The organism is Bradyrhizobium sp. LHD-71, from assembly GCF_031157255.1.
GTDB lineage: Bacteria > Pseudomonadota > Alphaproteobacteria > Rhizobiales > Xanthobacteraceae > P52-10.
In genome coordinates this window covers 176,052-191,976 of record NZ_JAVIFX010000009.1, presented here as the reverse complement: position 1 = coordinate 191,976, position 15,925 = coordinate 176,052, and the positions used below count along the sequence as shown (strand labels likewise).

Annotated in this window: 15 protein-coding genes; 6 read left to right on the top strand and 9 right to left on the bottom strand. The window is 62.9% G+C overall.

Annotated elements, in window-relative coordinates:
* The first annotated feature begins 50 nt into the window (after nucleotides 1-50).
* Nucleotides 51-392, top strand: coding sequence for a hypothetical protein (locus tag RCO31_RS12290; protein WP_308968632.1), 342 nt, complete (start codon nucleotides 51-53; stop codon nucleotides 390-392).
* On the top strand, nucleotides 389-2,644 hold the full coding sequence (locus RCO31_RS12285) for a N,N-dimethylformamidase beta subunit family domain-containing protein (protein ID WP_308968631.1): 2,256 nt from the start codon (nucleotides 389-391) through the stop codon (nucleotides 2,642-2,644). Before RCO31_RS12290 ends, RCO31_RS12285 begins: the two co-directional genes overlap by 4 nt.
* Before the next feature lie 69 nt (nucleotides 2,645-2,713).
* On the opposite strand, the gene RCO31_RS12280 is transcribed toward RCO31_RS12285, so the two are convergent.
* The 4 genes from RCO31_RS12280 to RCO31_RS12265 form a co-directional block, all read right to left on the bottom strand.
* Nucleotides 2,714-4,036 carry a Xaa-Pro peptidase family protein gene (locus RCO31_RS12280; protein WP_308968630.1) on the bottom strand — a complete coding sequence of 441 codons (1,323 nt, stop codon included), beginning with the start codon at nucleotides 4,034-4,036 and terminating at the stop codon, nucleotides 2,714-2,716.
* 46 nt (nucleotides 4,037-4,082) lie between these two features.
* On the bottom strand, nucleotides 4,083-5,324 hold the full coding sequence (locus tag RCO31_RS12275; RefSeq protein WP_308968629.1) for an aminotransferase class III-fold pyridoxal phosphate-dependent enzyme: 1,242 nt from the start codon (nucleotides 5,322-5,324) through the stop codon (nucleotides 4,083-4,085).
* 221 nt (nucleotides 5,325-5,545) lie between these two features.
* A complete protein-coding gene (locus RCO31_RS12270; protein ID WP_308968628.1) occupies nucleotides 5,546-6,697 on the bottom strand; it encodes a DJ-1/PfpI family protein in 1,152 nt (383 codons plus the stop codon).
* A 62-nt stretch (nucleotides 6,698-6,759) separates the two neighbouring features.
* Complete coding sequence (locus RCO31_RS12265; RefSeq protein ID WP_308968627.1) at nucleotides 6,760-7,374, bottom strand: NAD(P)H-dependent oxidoreductase; 615 nt, start codon at nucleotides 7,372-7,374, stop codon at nucleotides 6,760-6,762.
* A 115-nt stretch (nucleotides 7,375-7,489) separates the two neighbouring features.
* Here RCO31_RS12265 and RCO31_RS12260 point away from each other — a divergent pair, with 115 nt between their 5' ends.
* A complete protein-coding gene (locus RCO31_RS12260) occupies nucleotides 7,490-8,455 on the top strand; it encodes a LysR family transcriptional regulator (protein ID WP_308968626.1) in 966 nt (321 codons plus the stop codon).
* A 95-nt stretch (nucleotides 8,456-8,550) separates the two neighbouring features.
* On the opposite strand, the gene RCO31_RS12255 is transcribed toward RCO31_RS12260, so the two are convergent.
* The 5 genes from RCO31_RS12255 to RCO31_RS12235 are packed head-to-tail and all read right to left on the bottom strand — an operon-like array spanning nucleotide 8,551 to nucleotide 12,776.
* The gene (locus tag RCO31_RS12255) at nucleotides 8,551-9,390 is read right to left on the bottom strand and encodes a GntR family transcriptional regulator (protein ID WP_308968625.1); all 840 of its coding nucleotides are present in this window, start codon (nucleotides 9,388-9,390) and stop codon (nucleotides 8,551-8,553) included.
* Nucleotides 9,391-9,429: 39 nt separating this feature from the next.
* The gene (locus RCO31_RS12250; protein WP_308968624.1) at nucleotides 9,430-10,197 is read right to left on the bottom strand and encodes an ABC transporter permease subunit; all 768 of its coding nucleotides are present in this window, start codon (nucleotides 10,195-10,197) and stop codon (nucleotides 9,430-9,432) included.
* Complete coding sequence (locus RCO31_RS12245; RefSeq protein WP_308968623.1) at nucleotides 10,194-10,946, bottom strand: ABC transporter permease; 753 nt, start codon at nucleotides 10,944-10,946, stop codon at nucleotides 10,194-10,196. The genes RCO31_RS12250 and RCO31_RS12245 overlap by 4 nt, the downstream gene beginning before the upstream one ends.
* Nucleotides 10,946-11,776, bottom strand: a complete 831-nt coding sequence (locus RCO31_RS12240; protein ID WP_308968622.1) for an ABC transporter ATP-binding protein — start codon at nucleotides 11,774-11,776, stop codon at nucleotides 10,946-10,948. The genes RCO31_RS12245 and RCO31_RS12240 overlap by 1 nt, the downstream gene beginning before the upstream one ends.
* Before the next feature lie 16 nt (nucleotides 11,777-11,792).
* Complete coding sequence (locus RCO31_RS12235; protein WP_308968621.1) at nucleotides 11,793-12,776, bottom strand: ABC transporter substrate-binding protein; 984 nt, start codon at nucleotides 12,774-12,776, stop codon at nucleotides 11,793-11,795.
* Between the two features lie 96 nt (nucleotides 12,777-12,872).
* Between RCO31_RS12235 and RCO31_RS12230 the strand changes: the two genes are divergently transcribed.
* From RCO31_RS12230 to leuD, 3 genes are all read left to right on the top strand, one after another.
* Entirely contained in the window at nucleotides 12,873-13,781 is a 909-nt protein-coding gene (locus RCO31_RS12230) for an isocitrate lyase/PEP mutase family protein (RefSeq protein ID WP_308968620.1), read from the top strand.
* Nucleotides 13,782-13,868: 87 nt separating this feature from the next.
* Nucleotides 13,869-15,245, top strand: coding sequence for a 3-isopropylmalate dehydratase large subunit (leuC, locus tag RCO31_RS12225; RefSeq protein WP_308968700.1), 1,377 nt, complete (start codon nucleotides 13,869-13,871; stop codon nucleotides 15,243-15,245).
* 12 nt (nucleotides 15,246-15,257) lie between these two features.
* Nucleotides 15,258-15,860 carry a 3-isopropylmalate dehydratase small subunit gene (gene leuD, locus RCO31_RS12220; protein ID WP_308968619.1) on the top strand — a complete coding sequence of 201 codons (603 nt, stop codon included), beginning with the start codon at nucleotides 15,258-15,260 and terminating at the stop codon, nucleotides 15,858-15,860.
* Nucleotides 15,861-15,925 lie beyond the last annotated feature (65 nt).

Here is a 15,925-nt window from a genome sequence, read left to right as displayed (position 1 = left end):
CCGCCGGCCTGCAATGCAATCGCGCCGGCCGCATCGCCGAGGTGTCTCGAATGCTCGTGAACTATCCGGAAGCGGCGCACTGGCCGATCGATCCGACCCGACAGGATCTCGTCGAGGAAATGCGTGCGAACCCCCGAGGTCCGCATAGCGACGATCTCCGCAAGCTGCTTCACCGCATGCGCTGGACGGGCGTCGGCAAGCGCTATGTCGTGATCGTGCTCGAGCCCAATCGTCGCTGGATGCTGGGCCGATTGCCGGGCCGCCGCGGCGCGCCGGTCGAAACCTTTCCGAACCGCATCTTCACCAGCCTCGCCGCCGCAGAATGGGCCGTGTTCGCCATGCGCTGGGAAGCGCTGACCGGACAGCGGCTCGACGATGGAATACCTGCATGATGAAAGACACCACTTCCGTTCTCGGCTACGCTTGGCCGCTCGTGGTCTCGCCCGGTGAGACGATCGCCTTTCATCTTTCCAGCGCGACGCTGACAGAGGCTGAGGCGCGGATCGTCCGCGTGCGTTGCGGCGATCCGGATCCTGCCGGACCCGGCTTGAAGACGACGAGACTTCAAACGCGGATCGACGGCAGAGTCGCGCTGCGCCATCAGTCGATTCATCCAGGATCCGCGGCGATCATACCAGACGCGCCGATCCTGTCGGGCCCGAGTTTTTCGACCGGCTGCTTCCTCTGGCCGACCGCGCCACTTGCCGGGCCACAGACGATCCTGTCGCGGTGGCGCGAGGATCTCGGCAGGGGCTGGCGTCTGGGACTCGATGCCGAAGGTCATTTGCTCTTCGAAATTGCGGGGGCAGCAGGAGCCGCGAGCTTGCGCGCGGCGCGTCCGCTGATCGAACGCGAATGGATCTTCGTCGCGGCGAGCTATGATGGCGCGACCGGCGCGTTGACGCTCGTTCAGCGCAGCCTCGACGCTCAGGCGGGGCGCGACACCAGCGGCGCTTACCAGACGACAGGACCCGCCGGCCTCGCTTGGCCAACCGAAACCGCGCTCGTCTTCGCAGCGCATGCGCGCGAGGCAGGTCCCGCTCCGCTCACCGCTGCACATTTCGACGGCAAGATCGACCGACCAAGGTTGTACGGCGCCGCGTTTGGTGAGGCCGCGCTGCGGCTCGCCTGCGAGGCGACCAGGCCGTCAGCGGCCGACCCCGCCCTGATCGGGGCCTGGGACTTCTCGGCGGAGATATCCAGCGATGTCGTCCGCGACCTTTCCACCAATCGCCTCGACGGCCGGCTGCGCCAGTTGCCGATGCGGGCCATGACCGGTGCGAATTGGGACGGCTCTGCAGTGCAGTGGACCGAGAAGCCCGAGTTCTACGGCGCGATCCATTTCCACAGCGACGACATGGCCGATTGCGACTGGTCGCCGGACGTCGCCATGACCGTACCGACAAACTGGCGCAGCGGATTTTATGCGCTGTGCCTGACCGCCCGTGACGGCAGCGATGATCCGGTCGAAAGCTATGTCTCGTTCTTCGTTCGGGCGCCCCTCGGCCAGGCAAAGTGCCGGCTGGCGCTTGTCGCCAGCACGGCGACTTTTCTCGCCTACGCCAATAGCGCGCTCAGGCTTGACCAGGTCCATGCCGAGGCGATGCTCGAGGGCGTGATCGCGCTGTCGCGCGACGACGTCTACCTGCAGGAACATCGCGAACTGGGACTATCGACCTACGACACCCACAGCGACGGCAGCGGCTGGTGTTACTCGACCGCCAAGCGACCGATCCTCAACATGCGTCCGCTCGGCAACACCTTCAATTACGTCAACGACACCCACATCATCGATTGGCTGGAGCACAATGGCTTCGACTACGACGTGATCACTGATTGCGACATCGACCGCCACGGCGCGCAACTTCTGAGCTCGTACGCCTGCGTCATCAACGGCTCACACCCGGAGTATTTCAGCCGCAACATGCTCGAGGCCTTCGATACCTATCAGCGTGGCGGGGGCCGACACATCTATCTCGGCGGCAATGGCTTCTACTGGCGGATCGGGTTCCACCCGACCAAGCCGCACCAGATGGAGATCCGGCGCGGCATGAACGGCTTGCGCACCTGGGAAGGCGAGGCAGGCGAGAACGGGCTGTCGTTCACCGGTGAACCTTCCGGACTCTGGCGCTCGAACGGGCGCCCGCCGCAGCGGCTTGTCGGTGTCGGCTTCGATGCGCAGGTGTTCACACGCTCCTATCCCTATCAATGGCTGGCGGACGCTCACGATCCGCGCGTCGCCTGGCTGATCAAGGAGATCGATCTGGCGAAGCCACTCGGCGATTTCGGACTGCGCGGCGATGGCGCCGCCGGCCTCGAGGTCGACCGCGTCGAAACCACGCTCGGCTCGCCGCCATACCTGCTGCGCCTCGCCACAGCGGATCAACTGGACTATGGCGGCGTACCGACCGTGGAGGAATTGCGGACACTGCATCGCGGCGCGATGGGCGACCAGAACGCGATGGTGCGCGCTGACCTCGTCTTCTTTCCGACAGCTGCGGGAGGAGCGGTGTTTGCGACCGGTTCGATCGCCTGGGCTTGCGCCCTCTCCTGCAAGGCTTACGAGAATTCCGTCAGTCGCGTGACCGGCAATGTCCTGCGCCGCTTCCTCGACCCGGCGCCGTTCTCAGGCTTCGACAACTGAGAAGAAACCCAGGCGCCGCAGCGGACGCCTGAATCAAGGAGGATGCGATACCTGTCCATGCCCGCGATATTATTTCTCGAGGCCGAAGGGATCGTCGACTGAATGGGCTGGCTCGGTAAACCAGCGGGCGCCGGTTTCGGTGATGACCATGTGATCTTCAAGACGCACGCCGAATTCGCCATAAATGCAGATGGTCGGCTCGTTTGAAAACGTCATGCCGGGCCTCAACACGGTCTTGTCGCCCTTCACGAGATAAGGCCACTCGTGGACATCCAGGCCGACGCCGTGACCGGTCCGGTGCGGCAGGCCGGGCGTCGCATAACCTGGCCCGAAACCTCCTCCGGCAATGACTCCGCGCGCGGCCGCGTCGATGTCCTCACAGCGGTTGCCGGGTTTGGCGGCGGCGAAGCCTGCGGCCTGGGCCGCCTTCTCCAGATTCCAGACCTCGCGCTGACGTCGGGTCGGCTCGCCGAAAACGTAGGAGCGCGTGATGTCGGAGAGATAGCCATCGATCGGCGCTCCTGTATCGATCAGGATCATGTCGCCGTCCTTGAGCGTCTGCGGATAGGGCACACCGTGCGGATAGGCCGACGCCTCGCCGAACAGCACCGCGTTGAAAGGCGGATCGCCTTCAGAACCGAGTTTGCGGTGCGCCGCGGTGAGGAATGCCTGCACCTCGGTGGTGGTGATGCCTTCGCGCATGATACGCGCAGCGGCCTTATGTGCTTCGAGCGTGATGTTCTTGGCTGTCTGCATCAACGCCAGCTCGTGCTCGGACTTGATCATGCGACAACCGGCGGTCACGTCGATCGCGTTGATGAAGGTGTAGGCGTTGCCCGCGCGGCGCAGTCCGTCAAACGTGAAGAACGGGGTCGCTTCATCAATGGCGATCGTGCCGCTTCGATAGCCGAGTGCGCGCACGGCCTCGGTTACGGTCGCGGTGGGATCTTCATCCTCTTCCCAGACGGCGATCTTGTCGCCGAACGAGAGCATGGTCTTCAGCTTCTCGACCTCGAATGCCGGTGAGATGTAGACGATATCGCCCTTGGCCGGCAGGACAGCGCTGTGCATGCGCTCGGTGCGGCGGAACTTCAAACCGGTGAAATAGGTCATGCTCGACGAAACGTCGAGATAGAGCGCGTCGATACCCTTCTCCTGCATGATCGCCTGGGCGCGGGCAATGCGTCGCAGCCGCTCATCGACACCGATGGGCGGTACGTCCCCGCGCATGTTCCTCATGGCAGCGAGTTCGGCCTCCGCCGTCGATCCGCCGACACCAACCGTCATGATATTTCCTTTCAATTGCCGCGCCGGAACCGGCGCTGGACCGCCTTGCCTGGCGGCACGCTCGGCCATGGCATAGTCGGCGACGAGGTTGGCGACAAGGTCCATCTACATCGACGAGATCGCTCTCTCGCGGCGCTATTCGACACAGTTTTCAGGCGGCGGCTGGCGCGAGCTCGGCAACGGCAGCAAGCCCGGCATCGGCGGCCGCAAGCGCTTCCTCGATCTCGGCTTCACCATGCGCGGAACAGAGAAACATGTTGTGACGCGGGTGGAAATAAACGCCTTGCGCGAGTGCGGTCCGGCAGAACAGCTCGCCCTTGCGGAAGTCGGCATCATCGTCGAACAGGATCATCGGCATCTGCACCGGCCCGGTCTGTCGCAGGCCGACGCCGTGACGTCCGGCGAGGTTGTCGATGCCGACGCGCAGCTTCTGTCCCATCGCCGCCAAATGCTCGACGATCCCATCACGGCGCAGCACGGTCAGCGTCGCTGCAGCCGCCGCCATCGGCACCGCGCCACACCAGAACGAGCCGGTGACGAAGACTTGCGCCGCGGCCTGCTTCAACCACTCGCGGCCTGTCACAACGGCAAGCGGATATCCGTTGGCAATCGCCTTGCTCCAGGCGGCAAGATCGGGACGAACGCCGAGATGCTCCCAGCTTCCGGCGAGATCGAGCCGGAAGCCGGCCCGAACCTCGTCCAGAATGAGCGCGGCACCCTTTGCGTCGCAGACGGCGCGCACAGCCTCCGCGAAAGCGCGCGTGGGAAGCTCCTGATCGCGCCCAAGGTCGTGGCGGAAGGCCGAGACAATGACGCCCGCGAGATCGTCGCCTGCCCTTTCGGCTGCCGCGCACAGGCTGTGAAGATCATTGTACTCGTAGAGCTCGATGTGCGCACGATCCTCGGCGGTCACGCCAAGGAGCGAGGGCGAGCACCATGGCACCGCGCCATGATAGGCGCCGCGCGCCGCGAGCAGCTTGCGGCGCGCGGTTGCGGCACGCGCGATCGTCACGCAGGTCGTCGTCGCATCCGTGCCATTCTTCTGAAACTGCGCCCAGTCGGCGTGGGCAATGGTGTCGACGAGCCCCTCAGCGAGCTCGACCATCACCTCTGCCGGTCCATTCATGCAATCGCCAAGTCGAGCCTGACGCGCGACGGCGGCCTCCACCTCCGGATGATGGTGACCAAGCAGGTTCGGTCCCCAGCTGCACATGAAGTCGAGATACGAGCGGCCATCGACATCCCACAGCCGGCAGTTTTCTGCCCGCGCGAAAAACTGCGGATAGCCCTCGGGCAGCCGGTTGGCATGCAGGTGGCCCCACATCCCGCCGGGAACGACGCGGCTTGCCCGCGCCCGAAGGTCGGCATCTAACGAGTTCGCGGGCGTCGTCATGTCCGCCTCCTGCCCAGTTTGATATATCATATACTGATTCACCGGCAAGTTTGGCCTTCTCCTCGTGGGCATCCCGGGCAGCGACTGCAAGCCAGGCAGATCTCGCAAGCGCTTGGAGAGCGTTCGCGACTCTTCCTCGACGCTCAATTCAAGCTCGCTTACTCAATGGTTTTCGATGCGTCACTCGACCGCTTCAGCCGATCGCGGCGCCCGAGGTGGCATTACCGCGATGAGCCGTTCCACGGGTATTCGAGCTGCATCGCCACGGCATCAGCGGTCCGGGCTCCATAACGGGTCATGATCTGCTGAAGCGCGTGATGCAGCGCTTGTGCCGGCGGCTGATCATCATTTCCCTGAAGCAATTGATCCGCTGGCCACCGCGCGGCAACCCGATCAGGGATGATGCGAACGCCGTTCCGCGTCGTGATGGGATCAGCGGCTGCGGCGAACGTCAGCGCCTCTGATCGATAGGTTCGCGACCACGCATCCGCCACCAGCGCCAGCGAAACCTCGTCCATGCCGGGCATAAGCTTAATGCCGAACTCCTCGCGCTTCCAAAACGCGAGCACATTGCCAAGAACCGTCACCGCAAACGGGCGGTTGAACCGAAACGCTTCACTGGCGTGACGCGCGTCCCAGTGTGTAACACCAAGCTCACGCGCGACCGTCTCGGCCTTCTCCCTGCCGGCGATCGCCTCGATAAGCGTGAGCATGGCCGGCATGGAGGCGGTGATGCCCGTGGTCGTCGCGACCCGGTCGTCGACGACCATTCGGCGATTTGCGACGTAACGGATCGTGGGATGCGCCTCGAGCATGCCATCGAGATAATACCAGTGCGTGGTCGCCCGCTTTCCGTCGAGCAACCCGGTTTCGCTCACCACCTTGGCGCCCGCGCACACGCTGATGATCGTCGCGCCCTTGGCCGCCTGCGCACGGATCCATTCAAGTGCCGCCGGATCATTCTCCGGCTCCATCGCCGGCACAACCACGTAGTCTGCACCGTCCGGATGGCGTGCGTCGAACTCTGCGGCGGTCGCATCCGGCTGCACCGTCAGCGCGGGATAGAGCTTGACTGGTCCGTTCTTCGTCGCCACCGCGACGACATCGGCAACGTCGGCGCGTCGCAAGATGCCGGTTGGCATGAGATAGTCGGTGACCTCGGTGGCATTGTTGATGCCGATGATCGCGATGACCGGGCGTGCGCGCTTACCTGGTTTCAGCGCCGCAAGCGTTGCGGCGGCCTCATCGCGCGGGATCGGTGGCGCGACGGCCGCCGCCGGCTTCGGCGGAAGCATGGCGATCCAGGCACCGAAGCCGGCCAGCGAGAGAACTGCGACGCCCAACAGGCCGCAAACGACAAGTCGGAGTTTCATAAAGGCTGCTGCTCTCCAAAGCGTCGTCACCCGCCGCCCGTGCCGAGCTTAAGCAGATCGCTTCAGCTCGCAAGTTGCAAGATGTCCGCGCGCGCTTTCGCGAGCGCCGCTTCCTTGGCTTCCTGGCCGAAAGCAACGCCTTCAGCGCGGACAACGGTGACGTCGTTGAGGCCGATGAACGAGAGCACGCTCTTCAGATAGGACTCGTGATGTTCGAGCGCGGCGACCGGCGTGCCCGGCGTGTACACATTGCCGCGCGACGAGGCGATGATGACCTTCTTGTTCGGCGGAAGCAGGCTCTTGACTTCGCCAGCGTCGGTATACTTGAAGGTCTTGCCTGCGACGACGATGCGGTCGATCCAGGCCTTGAGCTGCGAGGGGATGGTGAAATTGTACATCGGCGCACCGATGACGATGACGTCAGCGGCGAACAGTTCGTCGAGATAGGCGCTGCCAGTGGCGAGATCTGCTCCCAGCACCTTGTCCTCGACCGCACCGCCCTGCCAGGCCGCCATATGCGCGCCCGAAAGATGCAGCGCCTTGTCGTTCGCAAGATCGCGGTAGATGACCTGGATGCCGGGATGAAGCGCGGTCTCACGCGCGACGATCTCCGAGGACAGGGTGCGGCTGACCGAGTGCGGGCCAAGAATGCTTGAATCGATATGCAGAAGCTTCATCGGGTTTGATCTCCAGAAGGTGAACCGGCGCGGGAGATCTAATGTTTGCGAGGCTTCTGGATAGCCGTTATATTTCGATGATATCCATCGGATAATCAGATAGATCGGTTCCACGATGCTGGACGGCGTTTCCCTCGATCAACTGCGTACCTTCATCGCGGCCGTCGAAGAAGGGAGTTTCTCCGCCGCGGCCCGCAAGCTGCGCCGGGCCCAATCGGTGGTCAGCGATCTGGTCAGTAATCTCGAGAGCCAGATTGGTGTCCCGCTGTTCGACCGGTCGGGCCGATACCCGAAGCTCACCCAGGCCGGCGCCATCCTGCTCGCCGACGCGCGCAACGTGGTGTCCGGCGTCGATGCGCTGAAATCGCGCGCAAAAGGAATGGCTGCGGGATTGGAGCCGGAACTGTCCGCGGTCATCGACGTGTGCTTTCCGATTCAGGCGATCACCGAAGCTGCCAAGGAATTTCGGCACTTGTTTCCGCAGACGCCGCTCAGGCTTTATGTCGAGGCGCTTGGTGGCGTATGCCAACCCATTCTCGATGGCCGCGCCAGTCTCGGCGTCATCGGAACGCTGCCGCTGATACCGCCGTCATTCGCCAGCGAGAAAATCGCGAGTGTGGAATTCCGGCTGGTCGCATCGCGCGAGCATCCGCTTGCCGAATTCTCGGGCGTGATCCCCAAGGCCGAACTCGCGCGGCACGTGCAGCTCGTGTTGACCGACCGATCCGATCTGACAGCCGGACGGGAATTCGGCGTGCTCTCGCCTCTCACATGGCGGCTGGCCGACTTGTTCGCCAAGCAAGCCTTTCTCCTGAACGGGCTGGGCTGGGGCGGCATGCCGTTGCACGCAGTCGAGAAAGACATCGCCGACGGCAGGCTCGTATCCCTGCAGGTCGAGGACATTCCACCGGACGGCCTGTTTTTGCCGATGTCAGCGATCTATCCGGTATCCGCTCCGCCGGGTCCCGCCGGCCGCTGGCTCATCGAACGCCTGAAGCAGTGCGGCAAGCTCGCGCCGCAACGCGCGAATGACGATCCAATTCACATCGCAGAGCAATGTCGGATGGCGTCCGCTCTGTAGAACGGCTGCGGCAACGCGACTGCAAGCCTGCTGGCTCACGACACGAGGCTTTTATAAGGTTCCTGGACTTCGATCGCGGGCGGTCGATGAGCCCGTCACCGTCGCTTCTTCGCGCCCTGGTCAGCCGATTTCGTTCGCTTCGCCGAGATCCAACCTCCCCCGATGCTTTCGTGAAGGGAAGTGATCGAGTCCTTCTCGAGCGAAAAGTGGAGCTGAAAGCGTTCGGGGGACGCGAGCATGTCCAGATGCTCGATCGGATGACCCTGCTCGTCGCGCAGAATGCGTATCATCCGCACCAACGGCTCGCCGATCATGACGTTGAGGCGCTGGGCCACTAGCGGGTCGGCCAAGGTTGCGGTGACGATCTGATGTCCGCTGGCAAGCTGCACGCCTGCCGCCTTGATGAGCTCGAAGAGTGCTTCCTTCTCCATATCCTTGCGCGTGAAGGTCCTTGCGACCCGATCGGCAACGAACGTGGTGAGATGAAAGATCGGCACCCCCTCTCTGAGGCGCACGCGGACGGCCCGCTGAATCTTTCCGCCCGGTTCGATGCCGAACAGATCGGCGATCTCCGCCGGCGGAAACACCTGGTCAAACTCGACCACGCGAGCTTCGGTCGTCTGGCCGACGATGCTCGACTGCCGATTGATCTGCGTCAACGTCAGCCCCAGCGGAGCTGCCGTCGCCGAAATATCACCCACGAACGTGCCGCGACCCTGCCTCCGCTCGATGAGGCTGTCGCGCGCCAGCGCGTCCAGAGCGCGACGGATGGTAATGCGCGAAACGCCGAAATCGGCTGACAGCATCTCCTCCGTCGGGAACAGATCACCCTGCTTGTATCGTCCCGATCGCAACAATTCGCGCAACGTAAGGTAGACCTGGTGATGCAGGGGCAGACCTTGCTCGCGCACAAGCGTCGGAGAGTTGGATTTCATCGTCTGGTTCTGAGAGGAGGCGAACGGACCATATACCAGTCAGATTCGCTGATGCAATCGCCGGTCGATGGCCAGCATCGCCGCATTCATGGCCCAGGCGAATATGCTGATCAGCAAGGCGATGGCCATGATCGTTCGCACGTCATGCACGTCGATAGCGGACATCAGCAGGAATCCAAGCCCCCTCTTCGAGGCGAACAATTCGCCCAGCATCGTTCCAAGCAAGGCGAGCGAGAGCCCGATCCTGATGCCCGACACGATCTCGGGAATCGTCGCCGGCACGACGATATGAAGAATGGATTGAGCGGGCGAGAGGCCCATCGCGCGGCCGGCGCGAAGCCACGTTCGATTGACCTGACGCACCGCGTTCAGCGTGAAGATCGTGACCGGAATGATCCCGTGCATCGCGCCAAACGCAATCTTCGCCTCGATGCCAAGACCGAAGAGCAGCAGGACGACCGGATAGAGCGTTACCTTAGGTATCGAATAGAGCGCGACAAAAATCGGCTCGAACACCTCGCCGGTCAGCCGGTGAGCTCCGAGGGCAATCCCCATCAAAAGTCCGCCAAGAACTGCGACGATGGCCGCAACGCTGTAAGCGGTCGCCGTCTCCCGGAAGTGCGGCCAGAAGCGCGATTGTCCAGTGAGCTGCACGGCGTGCCTGACCGTTTCGATCGGCGTGGTCATCACGTCGCTGCCACCCCACAACGCCAGCGCCTGCCAGCTGGCAATGATGGCGAGCAGGACCAGCAGACCATCGCCCCACCGGAGCAGCACCGACGGCTGAATAGCCTCATTGGATCTCATCGCATCCCCCGTCGGGTCAGCAAACGGCGTTCTCCAACGAGAAGCGTGGTGTTCACCAGCGTGACTAGCCCGATCGCAATCAGAATCAGTCCGTACATCCGGCGGTTCTGGAAGTTATCATAGGCAAACGAGATCGCATGTCCGAGGCCCGCGGTCGACAGGATGAACTCGCCCGCGACCACACCGATGAAGGCGTAGGAAAATGCCAGCTTGATACCCGACAGGAGATGCGGAAACGCCGCCGGCAATCGCACGAGCATCATCTCGCTCCACCGGTTCAGCCGGAGGACAGCCGCGGTGCGAAGCAACACCCGCGGAACGTGATCAAGACCATCAAGTGTCGCGATGATCATGGCCATGATGCCGAGCAGGCTCGCAAGCACGATCAAGGGGCCCAAGCCTAGTCCGAAGACGACGATCAGCAACGGATAGAATGCCAGATGGGGGATGGCATAATAGGCCGCCAATAGCGGCGCGAGCGTGCGCCTCAGCCGCGGCAGGCCATGAATGATGAGCCCGGCGAAAAATCCGCCGACGATGGCAATGATCGTCGCGATGACAACTGCCGTCAGCGTCAGGCGCAGATCATGGGCGATCTCACCTGTGGTGAGAATTTCATAGACGGAGGCCAGCATCGCGCTCGGCGGAACGACCGCCGAGGGCGGCACCGCTCCGGTTCGGCAGGCGATTTCAAGCGCAAGCACAGCCGCCAGAATCACCGCGATGCGAATAAGGCCCGCCTTGCCCATCAGGCCGCCTTGCCGGCTAAGGACGACCGGCTAGCGGCGTGTTGCCCCATGGCGCGCATCGACTCTGAGCGCAACAGCGCCCACAGCCGCGAGCTGACCGCGCCGAACTCCGGCAGCTCGGCGAGCGTCGAGTCGCGATCCTTCGCCCAGCCGGTCTCGACGATCGAGATGAAGGTGCCGGGGCGCGCGCTCATGACCCCGATGCGATCGGACAACAGGTTCGCCTCGTCGAGAGCATGCGTAATCAGCATGATCGTCGCTCCGGTTTCCCGCCACAGCCGCAGCAGCTCATCACCCATGAGCAGGCGGGTCTGCTGATCGAGTGCGCCGAACGGCTCATCCAGCAGGATCAAGCGCGGCTGCATCACCAGTGTGCGGGCAATGCAGACACGCTGCCGCATGCCTCCTGAAAGCTGGCTTGGATAGGCCTTGGTGAACGCAGCAAGTCCCATGAAGCTCAACGCATAGTCGACGCGGCGCCGGATCTCTGCGGCATCGACCCCTCGCCGCCGCAGTCCGAATGCCACGTTGTCCCACACCGTCAGCCACGGGAACGAGGCGTCCTCCTGAAAGACGACGCCGATGCCGTCCGGCACGGTGCCATCGAGCGGCGATCCCTCGAAAATCACCTGCCCGCGGGTCGGGCGCGTCAATCCGGACATGACGTCGAGCATGGTCGACTTGCCGCATCCGGAGGGACCGACGACGCTGAAGAATTCGCCCGGGCGAATCGCAAAGCTGATCGGGCCAAGCGCATGCACCGGATCCTGCTTGCCGCGTGCAGGAAACACCTGTTCGACATCACGAAATGATACGTGCTCGTTTGTCATCGACGGCAATCCGATGCTAGCGGCCAGCTTCTTTGCGGAGATCGGCGGGAAGCAGGCTCTCGGTCGCGACGGCCTTCCAGTCGACAGGCAGCTTCAGCAGATCGACCGACGCGAGCCCTTCCGCAGCATTGTTCATGTTGCTGTAGTTCAGCTCACCCCTGCTCCACCACTTCGGCGCCAGCTCCATCGTTCCTTTCATCGCGCTCAGCATCAGCTCGGGAGACATGTTGTAGGCCTTGGCAATCAGCTTCGAGGCCTCTTCCGGATTGGCATAGATGAAATCCACCCCACGCTGCCGCGCCCTGATGACGGCTCTGAGCTCGGCGTCACGCTTCTGTATGTTCTCAAGCGTCGCAACTCCGACCGTTTGCGTCGACGGCGGGACTTTCTCGCTGAACCAGTTCATCTTGTGATACCGCATGCCCTGCTTCGTTTTCGTGGAGTAGATGGGCTCCGGCAGCGTCGCCACATCGACCTGATTGTGCTCAAGCGCGGTGATCCCCGCGCCGATGTCACCGGCCGCAACCATCTTGACCTGATCGGGCGGGATGTTGTGCGATTTCAGCGCCGCAAGGACTCCGCTCTCGGAGACTGACTTCGGACGGCTGAAGGCAAATCTCTTGCCCTTGAGATCCGCGGGCTTCTCGAACTTGTCATTCTCGCGCGAGACCCAGAAGCTGGCGGAGCCTTCCGTCCCTCCGGAAATGATCTTTATCGGGAAGCCTTCCTTGATGGCGGCAAGGGCTGCAGGCAGCGCCACCTCCGCAAACAGCGTTTCGCCGGCCATGAGGTTGCGCACGCTGGTGCCGCCGCCCTTCGACGAGAGGATGCCGTCGAGCTTGACCCCCTCTTCCTGGAAATAGCCCTTCTCCTGCGCCACGGCGTAGGGGGCGCCGTAAAGCAGGGCAGACCAATGCGTGACAACGATTTCCGAAGCGGCCGCCGGGCAAATGCTGACAAGCCCGGCAAGCACCGTGGCTGCGAAGGTACGATGCGCCATTTAAATCCTCCCCGCATCAGTATTTTTATCTTTGTTAGACATCATGTTGTTATCATGTTATAATGACTTAGTCAAAAGATAATAGGGAGCGACGACGTGGCAGACCCCAAGAAGGCATCCTTGCGCAGCGTGATCGCGCGAAAAGAGCTCGTGATAGCGCCAGGTGTGATCGACATGATCACCGCGCGACTGGCGGATAAGATGGGTTTCCACGCGCTGTACATGACGGGATATGGCGTCACCGCCTCTTCGCTCGGCCTGCCCGACGCCGGACTGGCGACCTATTCGGACATGCTCTCCCGCGTGCGGACTATTTGCGAAGGGACGAGCACGCCGCTCATCGCCGACGCAGACACCGGCTATGGCGGCTTGATCAATGTTCGGCACACGGTCCGCGGCTACGAAGCCGCCGGCGCTCAAGGCATCCAGATCGAGGACCAGGAGATGCCGAAGAAGTGCGGGCACACTCCGGGACGCCGCGTCATTCCTGCCGAAGAAATGGTGTTGAAGGTCAAGGTGGCGGTGGATAGCCGTCGCAGCGAGGACACATTGATCATCGCGCGAACCGATGCGCGCACGACGCTCGGCCTGGACGAAGCGCTGCGCCGCGGCGAAGCTTACGCCGAGGCCGGCGCGGATATCATTTTTGTCGAATCGCCCGAGAGCGAAGATGAGCTCGCAAAAATCGCCCGTTCAATCAGCAAGCCCGTCCTCGCCAACATGGTTCAGTTCGGCCGCACGCCCCTGCTGACGGAAAAGCAGCTCAGGGACATGGGCTTCGCCGTCGCCATCTATCCCGGGATCGCCCTAGGCGCCGTCGCCGAGGCCGCTCGCAGGGCTTATCTGTTTCTGAAGCAGCACGGCACGTCCAAGGACATCGACGTGCCGATGTACGAGCCGCGAACGTCCGGGCAAAGCCTGCACGAGCTGATGGGATTCCCGGACATCTGGGCGTTTGAAAAGCGCTGGCAAATGCCGGACGTTCGACAAACGGCAGCCGAATAGTCTGCCGGCCGTTCTTCCGAACGTGAACACAGGTCGGCAACAGCACTGAATCTGCCTGCACGGGAGGCCCAATTGCTTGCTCAAAGCATGTTCGAAAAGATCTGGCGGCGGCACGTGGTGGTCGATCGGGATGACGGCTACGCGCTGATCTATATCGATCGTCATCTGATGCATGACGGCTCGGGAGCGGGTTTTGCCAGGCTGCGCGAACGCGGCCTTCCTTTGCGAAGGTCGGATCGCGCGGCAGCAACACCGGATCATTACGTGCCAAGCCGGGCCGGTCCACAGACCGACCCTCATTTTGCGCAAACCCTCGAGCAGATGCGAAGGAACACAGCCGCTGCTCACGTCACGATGTTCGGCCTGGGGGATATCCGCCAAGGTATCGCTCACGTCGTCGGACCCGAGCAAGGATTGACCCAGCCCGGCCTGACATTGGTCTGCGGCGACTCTCACACCTCCACGCACGGCGCCCTCGGCGCGCTGGCCTTCGGCATCGGATCCTCCGAAGTCTTTCACGTGATGGCCACGCAATGCCTGTGGCAGCGCAAGCCGAAGGCCATGCGGATTTCGGTCGAGGGCTCGCTCGCCAGCGGCGTTACGGCCAAGGACGTGATCCTGGCGATCATCGCAAAGATCGGCGCGGCCGGCGCGGTTGGCCACGTCGTCGAATACGCGGGCAGCGCCATTCGAAGCCTCTCCATCGAAGGACGGCTGACGGTCTGCAACATGTCGATCGAGGCTGGCGCCCGCGCCGGAATGATCGCGCCGGACGACACGACGATCGCGTATCTGCAAGGCAGGCCATTCGCCCCAGCGGGCGAAAACTGGGACAAGGCGGTCGCATTCTGGCGCTCCCTGAGGAGCGACGAGGAAGCAACCTTCGACCGCGAGGTCACGCTCAAGGCCGAGGACATCGCGCCGATGGTGACCTGGGGCACGAGCCCGGAAGACGCGCTTCCCATCACCGGGCGGATTCCTGATCCGGCATCGGAAAGCGATACGCTGCGCAAGGAGGCCATGCGACGCGCCCTCGACTATATGGGGCTCGTTCCAGGCACGCCGCTGCAGGAGCTTGCTGTTGACCACGTGTTCATTGGCTCGTGCACCAACAGCCGGATCGAAGATCTGCGAGCGGCCGCATCCGTCGTCAAAGGGCGCAAGGCCCGCGTTTCCTCCTGGGTCGTGGCCGGCTCGGGGCTCATCAAGCAACAGGCCGAAGCCGAGGGCATCAACAAGATTTTCCAGGACGCCGGTTTCGAATGGCGTGAACCGGGGTGCTCAATGTGTGTCGGCATGAACGGCGATATTGGTCAGCCCGGGCAGCGCATCGCTTCGACCTCCAATCGCAACTTCGTCGGACGGCAGGGGCGCGGCGTCAGAACACACCTGATGAGTCCGGCAATGGCGGCAGCAGCGGCAATCTGCGGCCACTTTAGTGATGTGCGCCGTCTGACGGCCTAGGAGCAACGAGCAATGGTCCCTTTCACCTCCTTAAGTGCCGTGGCCGTTCCACTCGATCAGCCGAACATCGACACCGATCAGATCATTCCGGCGCGATACCTGGGCCGCCCGCGCGCGGCGCAGGTCGATGCCATGTTTCACGATCTGCGCTTCAATCCTGACGGCAGCAGCAGGGGCGAATTCATCTTGAACAAACCGGCGTTTGCCGGCGCAAAGATCGTCGTCGCCGCCAGAAATTTCGGTTGCGGCTCATCGCGCGAGAACGCGGTGACGGTGATGCTCGACAATGGTTTTCGCGCCTTCATTGCCCCGAGCTTCGGCGATATCTTCTTCAACAACTGCCTGCAGAACGGCGCCCTTCCCGTGAAGCTCGACGAAGCGCGGGTTGCCGCCATTCGGCAGATGCTGCATCAATCACCCAGCCGGACCATCTCGATCGACCTGGCAACACAGAGCGTCACCGGCCCGGACGGCCAAACCGATCGTTTCGACATCGATCCGTTCCGCAAGGACTGCCTGCTGAAGGGCGTCGACGACGTCGACCTGACCCTCACCTACCGGAATGAGATCGAACGCTTCGAGGCCGCTCAACGGCAGGAGCTGCCCTGGCTCTGATCACCATTACTGCTCTGCTCTCCTGCACACGCCACGTTTTTCCTGTGGCGTGCCCGGTAGAGAAC

Excerpts from the sequence above, each read along its gene's own strand:
- RCO31_RS12290 (WP_308968632.1), top strand. The coding sequence starts at position 51 with ATGCTCGTGAACTATCCGGAAGCGGCGCACTGGCCGATCGATCCGACC.
- RCO31_RS12285 (WP_308968631.1), top strand. The coding sequence starts at position 389 with ATGATGAAAGACACCACTTCCGTTCTCGGCTACGCTTGGCCGCTCGTG.
- RCO31_RS12280 (WP_308968630.1), bottom strand. The coding sequence starts at position 4,036 with ATGGACCTTGTCGCCAACCTCGTCGCCGACTATGCCATGGCCGAGCGT.
- RCO31_RS12275 (WP_308968629.1), bottom strand. The coding sequence starts at position 5,324 with ATGACGACGCCCGCGAACTCGTTAGATGCCGACCTTCGGGCGCGGGCA.
- RCO31_RS12270 (WP_308968628.1), bottom strand. The coding sequence starts at position 6,697 with ATGAAACTCCGACTTGTCGTTTGCGGCCTGTTGGGCGTCGCAGTTCTC.
- RCO31_RS12265 (WP_308968627.1), bottom strand. The coding sequence starts at position 7,374 with ATGAAGCTTCTGCATATCGATTCAAGCATTCTTGGCCCGCACTCGGTC.
- RCO31_RS12260 (WP_308968626.1), top strand. The coding sequence starts at position 7,490 with ATGCTGGACGGCGTTTCCCTCGATCAACTGCGTACCTTCATCGCGGCC.
- RCO31_RS12255 (WP_308968625.1), bottom strand. The coding sequence starts at position 9,390 with ATGAAATCCAACTCTCCGACGCTTGTGCGCGAGCAAGGTCTGCCCCTG.
- RCO31_RS12250 (WP_308968624.1), bottom strand. The coding sequence starts at position 10,197 with ATGAGATCCAATGAGGCTATTCAGCCGTCGGTGCTGCTCCGGTGGGGC.
- RCO31_RS12245 (WP_308968623.1), bottom strand. The coding sequence starts at position 10,946 with ATGGGCAAGGCGGGCCTTATTCGCATCGCGGTGATTCTGGCGGCTGTG.
- RCO31_RS12240 (WP_308968622.1), bottom strand. The coding sequence starts at position 11,776 with ATGACAAACGAGCACGTATCATTTCGTGATGTCGAACAGGTGTTTCCT.
- RCO31_RS12235 (WP_308968621.1), bottom strand. The coding sequence starts at position 12,776 with ATGGCGCATCGTACCTTCGCAGCCACGGTGCTTGCCGGGCTTGTCAGC.
- leuC (WP_308968700.1), top strand. The coding sequence starts at position 13,869 with ATGTTCGAAAAGATCTGGCGGCGGCACGTGGTGGTCGATCGGGATGAC.
- leuD (WP_308968619.1), top strand. The coding sequence starts at position 15,258 with ATGGTCCCTTTCACCTCCTTAAGTGCCGTGGCCGTTCCACTCGATCAG.